General features: G+C 69.5%; 17 protein-coding genes and 3 pseudogenes. 9 read left to right on the forward strand and 11 right to left on the reverse strand.

Features of this window, described 5'->3' with window-relative positions; all coding sequences use genetic code 11:
• A pseudogene (locus ACZ7DE_RS39460) lies at positions 1-239 on the forward strand (hypothetical protein); the annotation flags it as partial.
• Complete coding sequence (locus ACZ7DE_RS39465) at positions 236-571, forward strand: hypothetical protein (protein ID WP_470769232.1); 336 nt, start codon at positions 236-238, stop codon at positions 569-571. The pseudogene ACZ7DE_RS39460 and the gene ACZ7DE_RS39465, both read left to right, overlap by 4 nt.
• Before the next feature lie 11 nt (positions 572-582).
• On the opposite strand, the gene ACZ7DE_RS39470 is transcribed toward ACZ7DE_RS39465, so the two are convergent.
• From ACZ7DE_RS39470 to ACZ7DE_RS39480, 3 genes are read right to left on the reverse strand one after another with little or no spacing between them, the layout of a single operon-like run.
• A complete protein-coding gene (locus tag ACZ7DE_RS39470) occupies positions 583-5,430 on the reverse strand; it encodes a CHAT domain-containing protein (protein ID WP_470769234.1) in 4,848 nt (1,615 codons plus the stop codon).
• Positions 5,431-5,438: 8 nt separating this feature from the next.
• Positions 5,439-6,824 carry a CATRA conflict system CASPASE/TPR repeat-associated protein gene (locus ACZ7DE_RS39475; RefSeq protein WP_470769236.1) on the reverse strand — a complete coding sequence of 462 codons (1,386 nt, stop codon included), beginning with the start codon at positions 6,822-6,824 and terminating at the stop codon, positions 5,439-5,441.
• Entirely contained in the window at positions 6,814-7,170 is a 357-nt protein-coding gene (locus tag ACZ7DE_RS39480; RefSeq protein WP_470769238.1) for a CATRA system-associated protein, read from the reverse strand. Before ACZ7DE_RS39480 ends, ACZ7DE_RS39475 begins: the two co-directional genes overlap by 11 nt.
• Positions 7,171-7,405: 235 nt before the next feature.
• Between ACZ7DE_RS39480 and ACZ7DE_RS39485 the strand changes: the two genes are divergently transcribed.
• Positions 7,406-7,777 carry a hypothetical protein gene (locus ACZ7DE_RS39485; protein WP_470769239.1) on the forward strand — a complete coding sequence of 124 codons (372 nt, stop codon included), beginning with the start codon at positions 7,406-7,408 and terminating at the stop codon, positions 7,775-7,777.
• 125 nt (positions 7,778-7,902) lie between these two features.
• On the opposite strand, the pseudogene lexA reads toward ACZ7DE_RS39485, so the two are convergent.
• Positions 7,903-8,427: pseudogene (gene lexA / locus ACZ7DE_RS39490) on the reverse strand (transcriptional repressor LexA); the annotation flags it as partial.
• A gap of 143 nt (positions 8,428-8,570) precedes the next feature.
• Between lexA and ACZ7DE_RS39495 the strand changes: the two are divergent.
• From ACZ7DE_RS39495 to ACZ7DE_RS39505, 3 genes are all read left to right on the forward strand, one after another.
• Positions 8,571-10,256 (forward strand): ISAzo13 family transposase, encoded by a 1,686-nt coding sequence (locus tag ACZ7DE_RS39495; protein ID WP_470769240.1) that lies wholly within the window; start codon positions 8,571-8,573, stop codon positions 10,254-10,256.
• A gap of 83 nt (positions 10,257-10,339) precedes the next feature.
• Positions 10,340-11,059 carry a hypothetical protein gene (locus ACZ7DE_RS39500; RefSeq protein WP_470769242.1) on the forward strand — a complete coding sequence of 240 codons (720 nt, stop codon included), beginning with the start codon at positions 10,340-10,342 and terminating at the stop codon, positions 11,057-11,059.
• A 55-nt stretch (positions 11,060-11,114) separates the two neighbouring features.
• Complete coding sequence (locus ACZ7DE_RS39505; protein ID WP_470769243.1) at positions 11,115-11,885, forward strand: transposase; 771 nt, start codon at positions 11,115-11,117, stop codon at positions 11,883-11,885.
• Between the two features lie 49 nt (positions 11,886-11,934).
• On the opposite strand, the gene ACZ7DE_RS39510 is transcribed toward ACZ7DE_RS39505, so the two are convergent.
• Together ACZ7DE_RS39510 and ACZ7DE_RS39515 are read right to left on the reverse strand one after the other, a co-directional pair.
• Positions 11,935-12,189 (reverse strand): DinB/UmuC family translesion DNA polymerase, encoded by a 255-nt coding sequence (locus ACZ7DE_RS39510; RefSeq protein WP_470769297.1) that lies wholly within the window; start codon positions 12,187-12,189, stop codon positions 11,935-11,937.
• 73 nt (positions 12,190-12,262) lie between these two features.
• Positions 12,263-12,442 (reverse strand): annotated as a pseudogene (locus ACZ7DE_RS39515) (hypothetical protein); the annotation flags it as partial.
• Between the two features lie 291 nt (positions 12,443-12,733).
• On the opposite strand from ACZ7DE_RS39515, the gene ACZ7DE_RS39520 reads away from it, so the two are divergent.
• A complete protein-coding gene (locus tag ACZ7DE_RS39520; RefSeq protein WP_470769245.1) occupies positions 12,734-13,177 on the forward strand; it encodes a DUF6233 domain-containing protein in 444 nt (147 codons plus the stop codon).
• 185 nt (positions 13,178-13,362) lie between these two features.
• Here ACZ7DE_RS39520 and ACZ7DE_RS39525 read toward each other — a convergent pair whose 3' ends face one another.
• Positions 13,363-13,569, reverse strand: a complete 207-nt coding sequence (locus tag ACZ7DE_RS39525; RefSeq protein WP_470769247.1) for a DUF6417 family protein — start codon at positions 13,567-13,569, stop codon at positions 13,363-13,365.
• A gap of 236 nt (positions 13,570-13,805) precedes the next feature.
• Here ACZ7DE_RS39525 and ACZ7DE_RS39530 point away from each other — a divergent pair, with 236 nt between their 5' ends.
• Complete coding sequence (locus tag ACZ7DE_RS39530) at positions 13,806-14,681, forward strand: GNAT family N-acetyltransferase (RefSeq protein WP_470769249.1); 876 nt, start codon at positions 13,806-13,808, stop codon at positions 14,679-14,681.
• Positions 14,682-14,875: 194 nt separating this feature from the next.
• Here the strand turns inward: ACZ7DE_RS39530 and ku are convergent, their stop codons facing one another.
• The gene (gene ku / locus ACZ7DE_RS39535; RefSeq protein ID WP_470769251.1) at positions 14,876-15,838 is read right to left on the reverse strand and encodes a non-homologous end joining protein Ku; all 963 of its coding nucleotides are present in this window, start codon (positions 15,836-15,838) and stop codon (positions 14,876-14,878) included.
• 470 nt (positions 15,839-16,308) lie between these two features.
• On the opposite strand from ku, the gene ACZ7DE_RS39540 reads away from it, so the two are divergent.
• A complete protein-coding gene (locus ACZ7DE_RS39540; RefSeq protein WP_470769296.1) occupies positions 16,309-16,653 on the forward strand; it encodes an ANTAR domain-containing protein in 345 nt (114 codons plus the stop codon).
• Positions 16,654-16,947: 294 nt separating this feature from the next.
• On the opposite strand, the gene ACZ7DE_RS39545 is transcribed toward ACZ7DE_RS39540, so the two are convergent.
• From ACZ7DE_RS39545 to ACZ7DE_RS39555, 3 genes are all read right to left on the reverse strand, one after another.
• Positions 16,948-17,424 carry a lamin tail domain-containing protein gene (locus tag ACZ7DE_RS39545; protein WP_470769253.1) on the reverse strand — a complete coding sequence of 159 codons (477 nt, stop codon included), beginning with the start codon at positions 17,422-17,424 and terminating at the stop codon, positions 16,948-16,950.
• 390 nt (positions 17,425-17,814) lie between these two features.
• Complete coding sequence (locus ACZ7DE_RS39550; protein WP_470769255.1) at positions 17,815-18,447, reverse strand: DUF6417 family protein; 633 nt, start codon at positions 18,445-18,447, stop codon at positions 17,815-17,817.
• A gap of 543 nt (positions 18,448-18,990) precedes the next feature.
• On the reverse strand, positions 18,991-19,602 hold the full coding sequence (locus ACZ7DE_RS39555) for a hypothetical protein (protein ID WP_470769256.1): 612 nt from the start codon (positions 19,600-19,602) through the stop codon (positions 18,991-18,993).
• Between the last annotated feature and the right edge of the window lie 326 nt (positions 19,603-19,928).

Consider the following 19,928-nt stretch of genomic DNA (forward strand, 5'->3'; position numbering starts at 1 on the left):
ACACCACCTTTTCGATCATGGCCGACTGGGGACCCAAGTCATGCCGGGATCGGAGGCCGGGAGCCCCGTTGCGGGGCCACGAAGAAGGTAACGGGAGCCGCATCACGGTCTCGGGCATCGCCCGTCAGGCCAGGGTAGACCGGACCTTCCTGTACCGGCACCGGGATCTGCTCGCCCTGGTGCACGCTGCCGAACTCGAGCCCGCGGGGCGAGACCCGCATCAGGTGCCTCCGCGGTGAGCAGGGTCTCCCTCCAGGCCGACCTCGCGAACGCCCAAGCCCGCACCCTCCGCCTGTCTGCACGAATTCAGCAGTTGGAGGAGCGCTTGTCCCAGGAACTGGGCGAACAGGCATGGCGCGAGTCGGGGCTTGGCGCTCCCACCGACATCGAGGAGCTTCAGCGAACGATCCTGCGGCTCGAGCAGCGCAACGTCGAGTTGACCGAAGCCCTGGAAGAGAGCCAGGCCGATCTGGCAGCGGCCCGGGAAGCCAACCGTGAGCTGACCCGGACCCTCAACCAGCGCGGAGAGCAGGGCACCCGTAAGACCCCTTGCTTATCCACGCTTCACTGACCGGGGGGCGGTCAGGTGGTGTCGCTCGCCGGGCCGAGGTGGATGTGGGACGCCCACAGGAGCGGCGCGCGGAACGAGGCCCGGAGTCGCCGGGTCGCCGTGTGCACGGCCTGGGCGACCTCGAAAGGGTGCTCGGCCAGCGCCGTGTAGGCGTGGTCCGCGAACGCGTAGGCCGCCTCGTCCGACACCGGCCACAGGGTGCCGACCACGTGGCGGAACCCGGCCAGCTGGAACGCCGTCGCGAGATGCAGTGCCTCGTCCATCAGTCGGCTGCTGCCCTGCGCGGTCGAGCACGCCGACAGGTAGGCGAGGTGCGCGTCGATGTCGAGGCCGCCGACCTCCGCGACGGTCAGGTCGCCGTCGTGGAGCTTCAGCGCGCTGCGGTCAGGGTGGTCGACGTCGGTGACGCCGTGGCACGCGAAGTGCGCCCAGCCGGCCGTGGCGAGTGCCGTCCGTACCTCGGCCAGCCCGGCCGCTGCGCCGATCAGCGGCGGCTCGGCCGCGGACAGCCGGCGCCGCACCATCGCGGCCTCCTCGGCGGCCTTGGGCAGTTCGGCCGCCGCCTCGGCTGTGATGAGTGTTCTGGCCAGCCGCTCGGGGCCGGTGCGTCGGCTCAGCGCCCGCTGGAAGGTCCGCACGGTCGCGGTGTACGACGAGACGACCCGGTCAATCACGTGGTCGCCTTCCGGCAGGACTGCGGCGTGCAGGGGCAGGAAGGCAAGCACTCCGACCGGCATCCACTGGACATGGGGCCAGGGCCGGCCCTCTCCCGGTGCGGCGCGGTGGCGCAGGTGTTGGAGCACCGGTCCCATGACCGCCGTTCCGGCCCACCGCAGCAGATCGGTCAGCGTGCGGTTGGCGAGCACGGGATCGTCCGCCTCGGGACCGAGGGCGGACTGAAAGGACCGGAACCGGTCGAGGGCCTCCGCCGCCGTGGTCGGCGCCAACGATACGACGGCGACCTGGCCGTCGCCGGTGAGCACGAGGGCGTCGCTGCGGATCGCGCTCAGGTTGATCGCGACGATCGGGGCGCTCTCCGCGGCCGGGGCGAGCCGTTCGGCGGTGGGCGCCCGGTGGAAGTCTTCCAGGCCCTCTTCCCGCTGGATCCGGGCCACCAGGTCGCGCCAGCGGAGCGCGGCCCGGTGCCGGGCCTCGCCCAGCCGACCGGAGTCGAGCCGGCCGGAGTCGAGTCCGCCGTCCGGTGCGGCGTTGAGGACGTGCAGCAACTCCTCGAGTTCGGCCGCCACGTCCGGCAGCTTCGCGCGGACCGCCCCGAGATCGGCACGGTCGTCGAGGGCCTGAGCCAGCAGCACGCCGCGCCCGCGTTCCAGCAGTTCGAACGCCTTGGCCGGGTCGTTGTCCTGCAGCGCGGCGGCTGCGGCGTCGGCGGCCGGCCCGCCGATCTCCAGCAGCAGCCGCTGGCGGCCCTCGCGGGTCAGCGCCCGATCCGCCAGCAGGGGAAGCAGGGCGACGGTGGTGTCGAAGTGCATGACGGCCTCGGCCCAGCGCTCTCGCTGTGCAGCCACCTGCGAGGCGGCCAGGCCGGCCCGGACGCGCAGGTCGACGAGGCCCGATTCGGCGGTGCTGACAGCACCGAACAGTTCAAGGGCCTCCGTCGCGATCGCCTCGGCGTCCGACCGTGCGAGGTCGGCCCCGAGTGCCTGGAGCCGGCCGCCCAGAGCGGAAGCGAGGTCGAGCCGGAGCCGGGCCAGCAGGTGGCTGCCTGGCTCCACGAGCCGGATCGCCTGCCGGGCGGCGTCCTCGGCGGCAGCCAGATCGACGTCCTCGGTGGAGCGCATGAATCGGGTGAGGTGGATGCGGGCGAGATTGGACCATCCCCGAGCACGGTCCGCCGGCAGCGCCCGGGGCGCCTCGGCTGCTCGACGCGCCGCCTCGCAGGCCTCGGTGAACACCTCGGCGTCCCCGGTCCGTTCGAACTCCACGCGCAACGCCAGAGCGAGCATCAGCTGCCAGGAGCTGTAGTTGCTGTGGGTCGGCGTCGTGTCGCGGAGGGCCTCACGGGCGGCCGACACCGACCGCTCCAGATCGGCGACGTCCTGCCGGGCCCCGCTGAGGTGGCGCATGCGGTAGGCGACGGAGAGCGCGGACCAGCAGCGTCCCCGTACCCGGTGGGCCGAGCCGGCTGCCGCGGTCGCCTCCTCGGCGACGGCCACCGCCTCGTCGAGGCTGGCCAGATCGCCCGTCGTCTCGTAGCGCGCTTCGAGGGCAAAGGACAGGTTGCTCAGGACGACAGGGGCGCCCGGGTCCAGGGCCATCGCTCGGCGCCCCAAGTCGATGGCGGTCTGCAGGTCGGCCCGATCGGCCGTCTGCTCGAAGCGGTCCTGATGGTGGCAAGCGAGGTCGGCGACGGCAGCGGGGAGACTCGGATGGCCCTCAAGCAGGGCGACCGCCCGCGTGGTGTGACCGATCGCGGTGTCCATGTCGGCGCTCGCGCCGGTGCGCCAGCAGCGTGAGCTCAGTGCGTTCGCCAGGTGAACGAGTCGGACGGGGAGGCGGACGTCGTCCCCGGAGGTGTCGGCCACCGCCGCCGTGCCGCACCGTACGGCTTCCTCCAGAACGTCGGGGTCACCGTCGAGGTGGTAGAGAAACTCTCCCAGATGGGCGAGGTCGTCCAGGGTCTGGGTGTGCGCCTCGGTGCCAGGGGCCGTGCGGTCACGGAGGTCGCGTGCGGTGGAGTACGCCTCCTCCAGCGCCGGCAGGCTCCCCTCCAGCAGGTACTGCCGACTCAGCGCCGCGACCAGGAGGCTCCGCAGCTCGCCGCGGAGCGGGTGGTCGGCGGCGATCCGCAGCACCGCCCGGACGGTGTCCACGAACCGGCGGGCGAGGGCCGGACCATCCGTCAACAGCAACCAGTTGTAGAGCTCGGTGAGTGCGTCGAGGAGAGCCAATATTTGCTCTTGCCACGGCGCCGGGTCGGCCCCGGCGGCCAGAGCCCGTTCCAGGTGGACCAGGGTCAGCTGTAGGTCGTGCTCTTGGTCGAAGAAGCGCGAGAACGACAGGTACCGCAGCCAGCAATACCGGGCGAGTTGCTCGGGCCCGTGGCCGCCCGGATCGCGGCGGATCGCTGAGGCCAACTCGACCAGCTCCCGGAGCCGCTCCGCCCCGTCGGGGCCGGCTGGGACAGCGAGTTCGGTGAAGCGCTCGGTCTCCGTCAGCGACGCGACCAGGTCCTCTCGGTCCTCCGACAGGAGGTACCGCCGGTGCAGGGCATCGCCCAACGCGGTCAACCGGATACGCAGGGCGCCGGTGTCCCCCGCGGCCGACTCGACCGAGTCCCGAAGCAGTTCCACCGCCGAATCGAGGGCGGCGCGATCACCGGTGTCCAGGAACCGGCGCAGCCGGATGCGGCCCAGGGAGCTCAGCGCGTGGGGGCTGCGGTCCGGCCCGGTCAGCAGCCGTGGGTCGATCACCGCCTCCGCCTCGTCGAGCAGGTCCGGTGCCCCGGTGGCCGTGCAGGCGGCGCGCAGGGCGTTGGCGACGTTCACAGCCAGCATCCGGGACTCGGCGCCGTCGTCCGCGGCCACGGCCTTGCGGTGCATGGCGATCGCCTCGGCGATCAGTCGTCGTTCGCCCTGGTGGTGGTACTGATGCTCGAGCACGGCACCGAGCGTGTAATACGCGGAGACCAGCCCGGCCGCGTCGAGCCCTCCGGCTGACAGGGCACCACGCAGAGCGTCCGCGGCCCGGTGCAGGTACTCCTGGCGACCCTCCCACCGTGCGTACTGCGCGCCTCCGAGCCAGGCCAGGGCCATGGCTTTCGCCGGGGCCGAGGTGTCGGCGATACGGTCCGCCAGAGCCAGCGCGCGATCGAGGTCGGCGGTGTCCCCGGTCCGTTCGAAGCCTCTGGCGAGAAACGCGACCTGCAACCAGCGGAGCGTCGGGCTGTCCTGGGCGCCGGGCTCGGCCGCCGCGGTGCCGCTCGACGGCGGGGGGTCGGCGACGGCTGTGATCGGCTCGGGATCCTGCTCGACCACCGCCATTTCCAGCATCACCTCCCGCAGCAGGTCGGCTTGGGCGGCTGCTGCCTCCGCCGGGAGTGCCGGGTGGTGAGTCCGGAGCTCGGACTCAGCCCGGCGGAGCCAGAACCCGTTCCCGCACGAGCGACGCAGCAGCAATGCGGCCACGCCGAGAAGCATCCGGGCGTCGCAGGCCAGCTCAGGGTCGCCGGGATTCGTGCGCACCAACTTCCAGGCGTCCATGGCCGCCCAGTGCAGGACCTGCGGGTCCCCGTACACCTGTGCGGCCGTGATGTAGGTGTGGCCCCGGTGGAGGAGCGCCTCGGCCCGGATGGCGCTGCCCTCGGGCAGATCCGACACCGCCTCTCCGAGCAGGTCGAGCGCGTATCCGAAGTCGCGCTGCTTCCTGTAGGCCAGGAACCGCCGGACGCGCGCCCGTCCGGCCAGCGCGCACACCCCGAGCCGGAAGCCGGTGGTGGCCCTGCGGAAATGCCGGCCGGCCATGACCTTGGACCAGGCGCGTATCTCCTTGTGCAGCAGATCCGCCCTCTGGGTCCGCTGGTACTCCCGGTTCAGGGCCACTGCCTGGTCCCACCGACCCCGTACCGCGGGCGGGACCAGTGCGTCCAGCTCGTCCTCGGTCGCCAGCTCGGAGAAGGCGTTGACCAGGCCCAGCCGACGGCAGCGTTCGAGCAGAGCCAGGTGCTGACGGATCGCCGTCGCCACCTGCTCGTCAGACGCGTCCGTGTCGGCGAGGGAGGCGTCCGCCTCGGGCCCCAGCAGCTCGGGGTGACGTTCGAGGATCTCCCGTGAGCGCTGCCAGTCCGGGGCGAAGACGAAGCGAAGGAGTGTCTCGGCAAGCTCGTGGACCGGGTCCGGCATCGCTGCCCCTATCGCCTTCGCCAGATGTGGATGCCGGTGGCGGCCAGGAACGCCACCCCGGCCGCGATGACGGCCGGCGCTGGGGTGGAGCCCGTCAGCAGACTCGACACCAGCCAGGCCGCCGCCGCTGCTACCGCGCCGGAGGCGACCGGCAACAGCCGGCTGAGGCGCGTACCGCGGCCAGCCACCGCGCCGACCGCCAGGGCCAGGGCCAGGGCCAGGGTGCCGAGCAGTGCCACCAGGGCCGGCTTGGCCGGTCCGGGCAGCGGAACCTGGTACGACAGTGCCTGGATCGCTGCGAGCGCCGTCGCGACCGCCCCCACCACCGCGAGCTGCAGGATGTTGACGTGCTCCTGGCGGCGGCGGTGGTCCTCCTGCGCGTCGTGCGCGACCCGCTGCGCCACCGTGTCGACCAGGCCGCGCAGCTCACGTGCCCGCTGGAGGGCCGTCTCCAGGTAGGCCAGTTCGTCGCCCAGCCGCTCGGCCAGCCAGGTGGCGGTCGGCGACTCGTCGGACGGGCCGCCGGTGAGTTGCGCGATGCGGGCCGCGGCGGCCAGGTTGACGCGGGTGGCGTCCACCGCGCGGCGGAGGTCAAGGAGCCGGGTGGCATGGATGATCGCCCGGGCCTCGTCGGCGAGCAGCCGGGTGAGCTGTTCCGTGGTGACGACCTCGCCGCCGCCCTGCAGGGCCGTGAAGCGGTCGAGTAGTTCACCGGTGACGCCGTCCAGGTGGGCACGCACGGCGCCGGACGCATGGCCCTCGTCCCAGACCCGGAGGTGGTGCCGCAGCTTCGCGCAGTGGAGCAGGTGGACGGCCAGCGGCGGCAGGTGTCCATCGTCGGACCAGGCCCAGCTGCTCAGCTGGTCGGCGTCCCTGCGCCGGGCCAGCACCACCACACTCCGAACCCGGGCCCGGCCGTTCCCGTCGGCCCGCTCCGCGACCGCGAACCGGCCCGCGAGGGTCGCGGTGTCGCTTCCGGCAGCCTGCCGCGCCTCACGCTCGGTCGGAACGTCAGCAGTCTGGGCGAGCAAAACCCGGACTTCGCCGAGCACCTCATCGGTGCCGCCCGCGACGCTCTCCCACCAGGCCAGCAACGGAGCCCAGTCCGGTGCACCGGACAGCGCGACCGACAGGCACAGCGCGTCGCCGTGCCGGCGGAGCACCGACTGCCCGCTGCCGGCCTCGTTCTGCGCAAGTGCGAGCACGGGCTCGGTGCCCAAGGCGGAGACCGTGGCGGGCAGAGTGTGCGCGATGTCCGCAGTGACACTCGCCGAGTGTCCGAGAACCTCCGCGCATCTGCCCCACAGCGCCCGCAGACCCGCGTACGACTCGTCAGCCAACTCGCCCTGGGCGGGCGCGAACCGATGGATGACGAGCTCGTGTTCAGCCGCCACCGGGAGGGCCCGCGGCGGCCCGCGGCCCGCGCCCGCGCGCGTTCAGCGAGGCGATCAACACATCCAGCCGCTCCTGGACCTCCCGCGGTGCGGGCTGCTTGTCGACGTGCTTGACGCGTATGACGGTCAGCAGGCGGAGATCGTCGATCACGGCGGTCATGGCCGCCGGGTCGGCGGCCGCCGTCGCGTCCGCCAGGCGGCCCAGCACCCCTGCGGCACTGGACCAGCGCTGAGGCGACAGCTCCCTCAGTTTCAGCTCCGACAGGATGGCGACGGCCGTGGCACGCAGTTGGGACCATTCATCGTCGTCGACGTGCCCCGATGCCGAGGCCTCCCCCAAGTCCATGCGGAAAGTCTATGAGCGGATCCCGGAGGCTGAACAGCCCCCGTCGGGGCGGCTACGACGCGGGGATCGTGTGGTCCGTCCATGCCTTCCCTGCTCCCGAAGGAGGCACGATGCGCCCCGTCACGATCATCGGCACCGGGCTCGGCGGACGCACACCTGCCCGCGGACAGTTGACCCCAGCCTGCCGGTTCCCTGTGAGCCCATCCGACCCCGACTGCCGCGCTCATGGGAACGCATGCCGAACAGCTTCGCCGTCCTGATGCAGGCGGCCGCCGACCATGTCGCCACTGCCACCGGCATACACGCCGCCGAACCCGCCAACCCCCTGCTCGGACCGATCGGCCGGACGGTCCTGGTCAACCTGCTACCCGCCCTACGGCGCCAGCGCGTCAAGGCCCACAGCCGCAAGAACCTGACGAGCAAGTACGGGCCGAACGCAGGAAAACAGGCGCAAACCGCCCAGACCTACACTCTCTTCCGTCGAGATCCACGTCATGGAAGGCGGACTTGCATCACGCCCCCGCCGGTATACGCAACGGCGTTAAACGGTATCTCGCGCCGCAGGCAATGCGCACTGGTATTCGACCTGGGATGCGGGGCCCTATGAGACGGTGCGTCCCTTACCCGATCGAGTGATAGCGCCACACCTGTTGCACGCGGTAGCGTCCTCCACACTGCTGCTGAGCTGCACTAATCCTCATCGGATCACGCTGCACGACGGTTGACCCCGCTAGAAGCGACGATGTCTCCGTGGTCGGCGCTGTCCTGCCGCTTGACGGTGACGATGTCGCCGTCGCAGATCGCCGCGTCAATCATGGAGTCGCCGGACAACGTCAGGGCGAAGAGGTCGCCGCCGCCGACGATCTGGCGGGGCATGGCGTAGACGTCCTCGACCATCTCTTGGGCGAGCAGGGGTGCGCCCGCGGCGATCCGGCCCACGAGCGGCACGTCGACAGGTGCCTCGCTACGGTCCCCCAACTCGGGTGCCCACGACGGCCTCACCCGGTAGGCCCGGGGACGGTGCGGGTCGCGGTAGAGGATTCCTTTGCGCTCGAGGGCCATCAGCTGATGGGCCACCGAGGACGTGCTGGCGAGCTTCACGGCCTGGCCGATCTCCCGCATCGACGGGGGGTAGCCCTGCCGGCGGACCGTCTCCGTGATGTAGCGAACGATCGCCGCCTGGCGGCTCGTAAGTTCCCCTTCGGCGGTCTGAGGGCCCGAGGGGCGGCCTCGGCGTGAGGGCGCGGTGTTTTCCATCCCGGCCACCTCCGTACAAGATCCTCGCGGAACGCGACCTTAACCCGCCATCCAGCACAGATGGAACACCGTTTCGACTGGGTGGCTAAGGGCTCGCAGAGAATCAAGGTGTTGCTTCCCGTGATGTGGCTCGTTGTTGTGATATGAGCGTCTCCGATGAGGTCCGTAGTCAACTCGCTGTAAAGTTCAGGGTGTTGTTTCCGCATCTCGACGAGCGGCAGCGGCGGCTGCTCATGGGGGCCGAGGCCCGGATCCTGGGGCATGGTGGTATCCGGGCGGTCGCACGGGCGGCCGAGGTCAGTGAGACGACGGTCCGCAAGGGCGTGGACGAGTTGGAGGCTGGCGACGAGCCTCTGGGCCGGGTACGCAGGCCCGGTGGTGGCCGCAAGAAGGCCGTGGACCTTGATCCGGGGCTGCGGCTTGCGTTGCTGGCACTGGTGGAACCCGATGAGCGGGGCGATCCGATGTCGCCGCTGCGTTGGACGGTGAAGTCCACCAGGAATCTCGCAGCCGAGCTCTCCCGCCTGGGGCACAGGGTGAGTGCGGACACGGTCGGGGACCTGCTGCGTGAGGAGGGCTTCAGCCTGCAGGCTGGTGCCAAGACCATCGAGGGCAAGCAGCACCCGGACCGGGACGCCCAGTTCCGCTACATCAACGAGCGGGCCAGGCAGCACATTGACGCCGGACAGCCGGTGATCAGCGTGGACAGCAAGAAGAAGGAACTGGTCGGCGACTACAAGAACGCGGGCCACCAATGGCGGCCTGCCGGTGAGCCGGCGCTGGTCAAGACGCACGATTTCCTGGACCGGCAGGGACCGGGCAAGGCGATCCCGTACGGGATCTACGACATCGCCGCGAACACCGGATGGGTCAATGTCGGCACCGATCACGACACCGCTGCGTTCGCTGTCGCCTCCATCCACCGTTGGTGGCAGGCCCGCGGTCGGCACGACTACCCTGCCGCCACCCGTTTGCTGATCACAGCAGACGCCGGCGGGTCCAACGGATACCGCACCCGCGCATGGAAGACCGAGCTCTCAGCCCTTGCCGTCGAGACGGGCCTGGACATCACGGTCTGCCACATGCCGCCGGGCACCTCGAAGTGGAACAAGATCGAGCACCGCCTGTTCTCCCACATCAGCATGAACTGGCGAGGCCGCCCGCTGACCAGCCACGACGTCATCGTGAACAGCATCGCGGCGACCACCACCCGCACCGGACTGAGAGTCCACGCCGAACTCGACCCGGGCACCTACGACACCGGCATCAAGGTCACCGACAGCGATATCGACGCTCTGCCCTTGCACCGGCACCGCTTCCACGGCGACTGGAATTACACCCTCCACCCTCAACCTCGCGACACCACCATCGCATCCAGGAAGCCGCGGTCAGCCGGATGCCCGTCCCCGCGGCCCTGCAAGGGATGTCTGCGCAACCCGGAGCTGACCGGCATGCCCGAACCAGCGCTGGACGAACTCGTAAACCAACTGGCTCAGAAGCTGGACGAGTTACGTGAGCAAGGACGACTCCAACAGAGAGGAGGTGAACGCATCCGTGCTCGCGGCGCGGGGGCCAAAGACAGGCTGACCACCGCCGACAGAGTGCTGGCCACCGTGCTCTACCTGCGCAAACTTGGCACCCGAGACCTGATCGCCCAGCTCTACGGAGTCAACGGCAGCACCCTCACCAGGGCCGTGCACCAAGTCCAGCCCCTCCTCGCCGAGCACGGCTACACCATTCCACCCTCGACAGCCAGATTCCGGACACCTGCTGACGTCACCGCGTTCCTCGCAAACAGCAGCCCCACGGAGATCAAATCAGCATGTTGATTCTCTGAGGGCCGCTAAAGGCTGTCCCGCTATGTGCATGAGGTGGCTGGGGCAGTCGTGGGAGCAACAGCCATACTCGATGCGTGACGATCACGGACGTTGACGGTCTGCTGCCAGACCCGCGGGATCTACTGGCGGGGACCGACTGGGCTTCGCTCGAACATGCCTGTGGGACGGCCGCAGGAACGCCTGCTCTGCTGGCCGGCCTGCTGGCGGATGACGTCGGCACGCAGGCCAGGGCTCTGCGTCACCTCGACGATCCGGTGCATCACCAGAACACGATCTACTCAGCGACCGTGCATGCGGCGGTATATGTGGCGAAGATCCTCAGGGACCCGCGCACGGGCACCCTGGTGGCCGACCGCGACGGCCGGGTCCTTCCGTTGCGCGCCGCCTTGCTGGACTGGGTCAAGTCGGTGGCCACCGAGGTCGACAGTGAGGCAGAGACCCACATGGCGCGCGTGGGGCTTTGCCTGGACGAGCATCCGGAGTCCGTCCAGATCCGGGCCCTGCGTCCCGACCTCTTTCAGGCCGTCTCTGCTTTCCTCCACGCTCCGGACCTTGCTGTTCAGGAAGCAGCCCTTGCTGCGGCTGTTCCGCTCCTGGACGCCCCGGAGCTCATTGGGCAGCGTGCCCTTCTCACACCGCTGGTCCGTGATGTGCTGGCCTCCAGCGGCAATCGTTCGTATCGCTTCAGCGCCGGCCGTGGCCTCAAGTCCTGGAGACAAGAGACGCGTTCGCTGCCCGACGAGCAAAACGAGGACCTGTGGGCGGGCGACTGCAGCAGCGAACCACCTTTTTGACCTGGAGAAGAAGGAGAGCATCTGTCCCCGGCCGATGTGATGCCATGATCGCGTTGTGGCTGGTTTGATCACGGCGTCACAGCCGTCCTGGATAGGCCCGTTCACCGGGCTGAGCCCGCGCTGCTTCGGCAAACTGGTGACCGCCCTGCGCCACGAGGGGGCGGACATGATCCGCCGGGGTCGGCCCTGGAGCCTGCACCTGCCGGACCGCGTCCTGCTGGTAGCAGCGTACTGGCGCACAAACTTGACGCTGCGCCAACTCGCCTTGCTGTTCGGAATCTCGAAGTCTGCGGCCGCCCGGATCATCAACCACCTCGCGCCACTTCTCGCTCTACGGCCGCGCCGACGGTTCCGCAAGGACACCGTGCTCATCGTGGACGGCACCCTGGTCCCCACACGCGACCACACGGTGGCCGAGCAGTCGAAAAACTACCGGTATTCCACCAACCACCAAGTCGTCATCGACGCCGATACACGGCTCGTCGTCACAGTCGGCCGGCCTCTGCCCGGCAACCGCAACGATTGCACGGCATGGGAGCTGTCCGGAGCGAAGGCTGCCGTCGGCAACACCACGGTGATCGCTGACGGCGGCTACCGCGGAACTGGCCTGGTGATCCCGCACCGCCGTCAACCAGGCCAGGCCGAACTCCTGGCCTGGAAAGAGGAGCACAACCGTTCACACCGCAGGGTCCGTGCCCGTGTCGAGCACACGTTCGCCCGCATGAAGAGCTGGAAGATCCTCCGCGACTGCCGATTGAAAGGCGACGGCGTTCATCACGCGATGCTTGGCATCGCCCGCCTGTACAACCTCGCACTTGCCGGTTAGGCCCACCCAAGGTGGGCATCCTCGATGCTGACCATGCCAAGTCAGTCGATCATTGCGGGACAACCTTTAGCGTCAGGCCGCGGGCGGCCTGACCGCGCCGGCGCAGCAGGTGTCCGAGTCGTACAACCAGGTCGAGCAGGGCGCTGCGGACGTCGGCGCCGTCCAGGACGTGCCGGGGGAAGGAGCAGCGCACAGTGGCGGCGGCTGGCAGGGTGCGGGCGGTGACGGGGCGTGGGTCGATGCCGCAGGCGCGGTCGGCGACGGTGCGGCCGGCGCCCGCCCAGCAGGCGCTGCACCGTCTCAACGGGGACGGCGGCGAGCAGGCCGATGGTATGGATGCCGTAGTCGTGCAGCGCTGCGGCTTGGCGGGGGCCGATGCCGTGCAGGGCGTCGACCGGGAGCGGGCCCAGCCAGTCGGTGACCTGGTCGGGGACGACGGCGAGGACGCCACCGGGCGCGTGGATGTGGCTGGAGGCGGTGGCGGCGACTGTGATGGACGGGCCGATGCCGATCCGGAGGTCGACGCCGAGGCGGGACAGGGTGCGCACCCGCAGCACCTCCCCCAACTGGCGGGCATCGTGCGTCGTGGTAGCGCAGGGCGCCTTTCAGCTCCGCCAGGGCGGCGGTCGGCGGCAGGGCCTGCACGACGGAGGTCAGCTCCTTCATCTGTTCCAGGACCTGCCGGTAGGTCTCCTCCGGCAGTCGGTCCCGGCAGCGCACGTGCATCATCGTGCTCTGAGTTGCTGGCCTCCGTGCGGTCACGACGGTCACCTCCCACACTTACGATATCGAACATAAAATCGAACACGTGAGGGCGCAATGCCGATCTTGGGCATAGAATCGGAAGCGTGTTCGATGACTTGCCGCCGGATCTGGAGCGCCTGCACACACTGCGGGTGTGGCACGCCATGTGGCTGACCCGCATCGACGCGAAGATTGAAGCCGTGCAGCGAAGGCAGGCGGACATCGTGCAGGGCCGGGAGCGGCGGCCGCGGCCGCCAGAGTGGACGGTCGAGCTCGGCATCGGCGCAGGCCGCCTACCCGTGCAGATCCACGCCGGCGACTGCTACGCGGCCGGCAAGCGCCGCCGCGCCGTCGACCAGGCCGAAGCCCGCCGCCTGCTGGCCGACGGATTGCGCGCCTGCACGCACTGCCGGCCCGACACCCGCCTGAACGTCATCGACTTATCCGACGGCCCCACCCCCAACCCCCGTTGCACGCCGTCGGAAGGACACCCTCGATGCACCCCGCTCCCCCACCGCCGCTCACGGACCCCGACCCGTCCGCGCTGACCTGCCTGGGCAGCCAGGTCGGCCCCTGCGCCGCCTGCCAGCGAAAAACCCACAAGTACGGGCACGGCGGCATGCCGCTGTGCCAGTGGTGCGCAACGCCGGTCCTGGACCAGTGGGGTCCACACGTGCGCCACCTCAGCACCCGCCCCTGACCTGCCTCCGGCGGCCGGCCGGGAAGGGGGCGATCAGTCTGCCGAGGGGAGGCGGGCACCGATTTCGCGTGCCAGGCGGTCCGCGTGCCAGGCGGCCGTCCCGCCCTCCAGCGCCACCGTGCGCAGCACTCTGAGCAGGTCATGGGCCTCGTCCAGCGTCAGCAGGGGCAGCCGCTTCGTGTCGTGCTCGACGGGGGCGAAGTCGATCTCGTCGAGGTCGAGGTGCGCGTAGTCGTCCACGATCAGGGCAACGCGGCGACCGGCAGGTCACGGTGGTTGGCGGTGAACGGCGGCCCCGGGCGGCGTTCTCGCCGGCCGGGGCTTGCGGGTGAAGGGGGTGGTGGTCGTGGAGGGGCGGTCGCCTACGCGGCGAAAAACTCTGCAGGGCTTCAGCCGGACGATCGTCCCCGCAGCCCACGGGCCAGAGCACCGATACTCCGTTGCTTGATCAAAAACCGGTTCGACAGCATGGCGCCATGCAACGACATGAGCACGCCGGACCCGCAGCACTGCGCGCCATGCAGAGCCTGGCCACACGCACCTTTCCGACAACCGGCTACCACCACATCGGCGACCTCACATGGAACTGGTGCCTGGCCCTCGACCGCGCCGACCAGTGCCCGACAGCCGTCTGGACCCAGGACGAACAGACGCTGGCCTGGGGTTGGTTAGAACTGCCCGACACCTTGATGCTCCTGGTCGACCCGGAGCACCCGGAACTGGCTCACGACGTCCTCGCCTGGGCCGAGCACAAGGCGTCAGGCGCGCTGAGCATGGACGTCGCCGAGACCGAACCACACCTGATCAAGGCACTGGAGCAGCGCGGCTACACACGGAGCGACGACGGCCCGTTCATGGCGTGCCTTGGCCGCCCCCTCACGGAGCTGCCGGACATCCCGCACCTGCCGGACGGCTACTCGATCCACCCCCAGCGCGACCATGCCGACGTGGCAGGCCGGGCGGCAGCACACCGCGCCGCCTTCGGATCGACCCGAATCACCACCGAACGACACGCCCGCATCAGGGACACCTGGCCCTACCGGCCCGAACACGACCTCATCGTGACCTCGCCCACCGGGGAAGTCGTCGCCTACTGCCAAGGCTGGTACGACCCGACCAATGGAATCGGCGAGTTCGAACCCGTCGGCACCCACCCCGAACACCGTCGCCTGGGCCTCGCCCGAGCCGCCTGCATCGCGGTGCTGCACGCTTTCGCCGACGCCGGTGGCCACCGTGCCATCGTCTACTCACGCGGCGACGCCGCATACCCCATCCCCAAGCGGCTGTACGAGTCCTTGGGCTTCACCGCGTACACCCGCACCCACACCTACGTCGGCGCACCGACCGGCTGAGACGCCGACCGGGTCCCGCTGATCAGAACAACCGGGACCCGATCACTTCGCCGATCAGATAGCGCGGGAAGCGCTCACCTTCACCGGGAACGGACAACTACCACCCGGGCGGGCGGGCTCCCGTCCCGGCTCGGGGGAAACACGGAACGGGAGCCCTGCCTCCATGTTCCTCCCAGCGGCGCCGTACGGAGGCGTCACGCGCTGCGCGGTCTGCGCGCCGCCGTCTTCTTCGCCGTCTTCTTGGCGGCGCTCGTCTTCTTCGCCTGGCCCGTGGCTGCGGTCTTCTTGGCCGGCGTCTTCGTCGTGCTCTTCTTGGCGGCCGTCTTCTTCTTCGGCTCCATCTCGTGCACGTCGGCGTCCGGCTCCTCGGTTTCACCGCGGGAGGCCTGCGCCTTGCGCACCGATTCCTGCAGTGCGGCCATCAGGTCCAGCACCTGGCCCTGCTCCTTAGGCTCCGGCACCTCGGGCAGCGGCCTGTCCTCCCGCTTGGACTCGATGATCTTCGCCACCGCATCGGTGTAGAAGTCGCGGAACTCCTCGCCTTCCAGGTCCTCGCGGGTCATGGACTCCATCAGCGCCAGCGCGCCCTCGATCTCGCCCTCGGACACCTCCACCGGCGGCGGGAGCAGCTCGGCGGGGTCGCGGATCTCGTCCGGCCAGCGCATCGCGTGCAAAACGATCGCGTCCTCCCGGACCCTGAGCAGGCCGAGGCGTTCGCGGCCCGACCAGGCGTACTTGGCGACCGCGACCTTCGACGAGCGCTCCAGGGCCTGGCGCAGCAGCTTGTAGGGCTTGGCCGCGACCTGCCCGGCGGGCTGCAGGTAGTAGCCCTCGGCGACGCGGATCGGGTCCACCGACTCCAGCGGCACGAAGGCCTCGATCTCGATCGCCTTGGCCGTGGGCAGCGGCAGGTCGCGCAGTTCCTCATCCGTGATCGGGATGACCTGCGTCTTGGTCAGTTCGTAGCCCTTGCCGATCTCCGCCTGGGAAACCTCGCGGTCCTCGATCTCGCAGACCTTGCGGGTGCGGATGCGGCCCATGTCTTCGAGGTGGTACTGGTGGAAGTGGATGCTGTGGTCCTCGGTCGCGCTGACCACGTTGATCGGCACCGTGACCAGGCCGAAGCTGATCGCGCCGGACCAAATCGTTCGGGGCACCGCACACCTCCACCACCGCCGGCCCCGAGCACCACCAGCCTACGAACACCAGCGGACCCCGGCACAGGGAAGCCGCCGAACGTGGGGAGGCGTTTTGATCCCTGGCCGCGACCTGCGTATACCCGGATGATCAGGGATGTGGCGGCCGGGGAACGGTTCGGTTCTGCGGGGAGTGTGGGGATCCACTGCCCCCTACGAGGGCCACGGCGGTGCTCTGCTCGGGCCGTTGCAGGCCACAGCGATGGCGGAGACTTCGGCGAACCCGGCCGTGGTGTCCGCGGACACAGCGAGGCGAGCAGGCAAAGCGCCTGGTGTGTGGAGGTGAGTACCCCGTCTCCGGGCGCTGCTCGCCGAGGAAGAGGATGCACGAAACCGTTGTCCTGGGGTAATAGTCGAAGTGTCGCCACGGCGATGTGGACTGGCATCAGCGAGCGGGGCATGGAGACCCCGCGATCTGGGATGTGATCTTCATGGACACCCCTCGAAACGGCACTCCGACGCGGTTCGACGGGCATGTTCTCCCGGGACGGGAACCGCTCCTGCACAAGATCAGCGAGCTTCAGAGGGAGATCGGGCAGCTCCACGAGGCCGTCGTCTCCCACGCCGTGGTCGACCAGGCGATCGGTGTGGTGGTCACCCACGGAAGGGTGCGCCCCGATCAGGGCTTCGAAGTCCTGCGCGAGGTATCACAGCGCACCAACGTCAAACTGAGGCATATCGCGGAACTGATCCTGGACTGGGCCCAGGGCGAACAACTGCCCGGCGACATTCGCGCCGCTCTGGACGAGGCCCTGGCAAGTGCTCGATCCGCCTGAAAGCCGACACAGCTCTGCCGCCCCCGTTCGGAGCGGGACGGCAAAGCGGGCGGACGAATGGAATGCCGGCTCACTGCCGAACCCGCACGCGACGCGACCTCCGCCCACCGCGTCCCCGGACCCACCCCACGGAAACAACCCTCGCGAGAATCACGGAAAACACCGACCCGCACGGGACCTGTAAGGCGAAGCACTGAAGCGGCGCGCGACCGCACCACCGGGTCGCGCGCCGCCGACATGGTCACGCCACGGGGCGATCACCCCGTGGCGTGGCCCTGCGAGAGGGCGACCGTGTCAGTGGCGGCCGCCGCGGCGGTGGCCCCAGGAAGCGTCGTCGACGAAGCGGCCGTGGTCGTTGCGCAGGGTGGCGGTGTCGTGGTCGTTGTTCCACACGTAGGCGCGGCGGTCCTGGTAGAGGTCGGTGCGGGTGTCACGGCCGACACCGGTGTGGATGCGGACGGTGGCGCGGCCGGCCAGGCGATAGTCGTCGAAGGTGTAGCGGTGGCCGGAGTCGTCGCTCAGGGTCCAGCCGTCGAGGTTGACGCTCTGGCGGGTGGTGTTGGTGAGCTCCACCCACTCCTTGTTCAGCGAGCGGTTGGAGCGGTCGTCGCGTCCCGGGGAGTCGGCCTGGACGGCGGAAATCTCCACCCGCTCGCGGGCCGGACGGTGGTCGGCCGCGGAAGCCGGCAGCGCCGCCACCGAGACGAGGGCGCCGGCGGCGAGGGCGGCGGCGGCCAGACGGCGGGTGGTGACGGAAGCAGAAGCGGACAAGAAGTCCCCCAGATGGTGCGGGCACCCTCCCCTGCCGGCGTTCAGGGCCGTCGGGGGATGTCGGTGCGGTGTGCGGGCGGCGGCCGGACTGGCCGCGCACCGCAGACTCTGTCCTCTCCGGCGGCGAGCTGGGAGAGAAACAGGCACTGCGTTACTTCTTGCCCGCATTTCTGTGACTCTCGCTTGTATCGTCAATTTATGTTGGCGGTGCACGAGGTTGACGGCACGCAGCCCGGGACCCGTTGCAGGAGTTGGCCCACGCGACGGTCGGTCCCCACCCGGGACCGCAGAGGCGTCGCGGCCGTCACCCGAAAGTGAGTAACAGCCTCACGCCCACAATGCGTGCTGATCTTCGGCTGCCATATGGCTGGGGCGTGCTCTGGGCAGGGGTTACCCAGAGCCTGTCAGGCCGGCGCTGGCGCGCGTCGAAGCCGCGGGCCCCGTGGTGGGAGCCGGGTGGTGGGCGAGGTTGTAGTCGCGGGCGAAGCGGTTGGCCTCCAGTGCGGAGCCGGACGCCTTGTGCAGCCAGAACCCGTATGCCACCGACTCCATCTGTTCCTGCGACAGGTACAGCACGTGCCGGTTCGTGCCTGACTCGCGCCGGGCCCCGCGGACTCGTTCCGCAAGTCCGGCGGCTGGGGGCACCCGCAGCTGGCTGGCGAGGGCGACGAACAGACGCAGCGCGTTCACCTGCGACGGGATCAGCTCCACCCGCCTCAACCCTGGCCCTGGTCCGTCCGAGGCGGGCTGAGGGCGTAGGCGGCTGAAGAGGAGGAGGTCGTGACCGCACGGCGTCAGGCGCGCCGCCCACCGCACAGCGCGGCCCTCCCACGCCGACAATTCCGCACGGTCCTCCCGGCCGGCCAGCTCCACCAGGCCCCGCGCAGCAAGATTGAACACACGCTGCTTTACCTGCCGAAGCTCCCCGTCCAAGGCCCAGCCATAGCCGGCCGCCTCCTGACGGTCGGCCACCACCTGCAGCACCGTAACGGCGCTGTCCTCATACCTCACGTACACCCCCACACGTCAGGATCGTCAACTCACGGCGCAGAAACAGGCAGCGGAGCTCTAAGGTCACGGCCGTGTTCTACCGGGGCGGATGAAGACGGCGGCCAGTTGGAAGATCGGACCGCTCTCGCCGTCGGCGAATACAGTGCTCGCACCATCTCGCTGCCAGCTGCTGACCACGCCAGGCCCGGCCCGAGCCAGACGATGCCCCGCAAGGACAGGTGGCGCAGCGACCAGTAGGCGAAGCACACGACGGTCGGACGACCGACGCAGGCGGGATGACCGTCCGCTCCACCACCTAGCGCACCAGCTCCGAGGCAAGGCCGCCCTCGCTAACCGGCGCGCTGGGCACGAGCCTGAGCCGTGCCGCAGCTCCCAAGCGCGACGACGGTGCGAGGGCGACAACAACGCGTCCGCCTGACCCACGCGGAGCGCGACGTCGCCCCAAGCGCGGGTGCCGGACGAAGGGACTGTCGCTGACAGCAACCACCCTCGTGCCCGGCGGCATCCGGTACGGTGCGGCGGGCGCGAGGCAGTTCGAGCGGCAGGCCGGATGCTCTACCAGTTGGTCAAGTCCACGAGGAGATCGCAGTGAGAGTCGTCCCCGGACGGCCGCTGGTGCTGCGCTTCCTCGATGAGACTCGGAAGTGAGGCGATCAGGGCGGTGGTCGTGTCGGTCAGGCGAACGTCGGCACCGATGACGCCTGGGCGGTCGGGGCGCTGTACGTACAGGCGCAACAGGCTGTGGCCCAGCATCAGAAACCCGAGCAGAAAAGGGTTCTCCTCGTCGCCGGGGTCGGACAAGGCGCGGACGACGGTGAGGGCCTGGCCGTACTCCCCTTCCGGGTCCGGGATGATCTCCTCGGGGCGGAGGCGGATGACCGTCATTCCCATGGCTTCGCTGATGTCGCTCGTCCCGTAGAGCTGAGTGCCCGCCAGCACCGTGCGCAGGAGGCCCGGAATGTAGTACGGGGCGACGGTATCGTGAGGGATCTCGTACAAGAAGGTGACGCCGTCCTCGTCGTCCCCGGCATGGACGGCAACCCGGACGGCACCGGGGGCGGGCAGCACTCCGCGAAGCCGGCACCCCTCGACCAGTGGGCTGTTGAGGTAGTACAGCAGCAGGCGACTGACCGCCGCCTGCTGCTCACGGTCTTCAGAGTCGATCACTGGTTCATCCAAGCAGGACACTTGTTGTGCGGCTGGTTGCGGCAGAAGGCGTTGATGACGCCGATTGTCTGCCCCCGGCCGGCATCGTACTTCTGGTCCGTTGTCTTACGCGTGTACTGAACGATCACGACGCGAGAATCAGCGAGTATTTCTACCTTACATCCGTTTGGTGAACGTGCGGGCTCCTGGCTCATGAGCCAGGAGCCCGCATTCGATCAGTAGCGTGTGGTGACGCTGTTGACCGTGAGCAAGTGCCCACTTGTGTAGACGAAGTAGAACTGGCCGCCGGTCTGAATTTGTCCCCAGGATACAGTGTTGCACTTGTT

This window comes from Streptomyces sp. NPDC037083 (assembly GCF_055606485.1).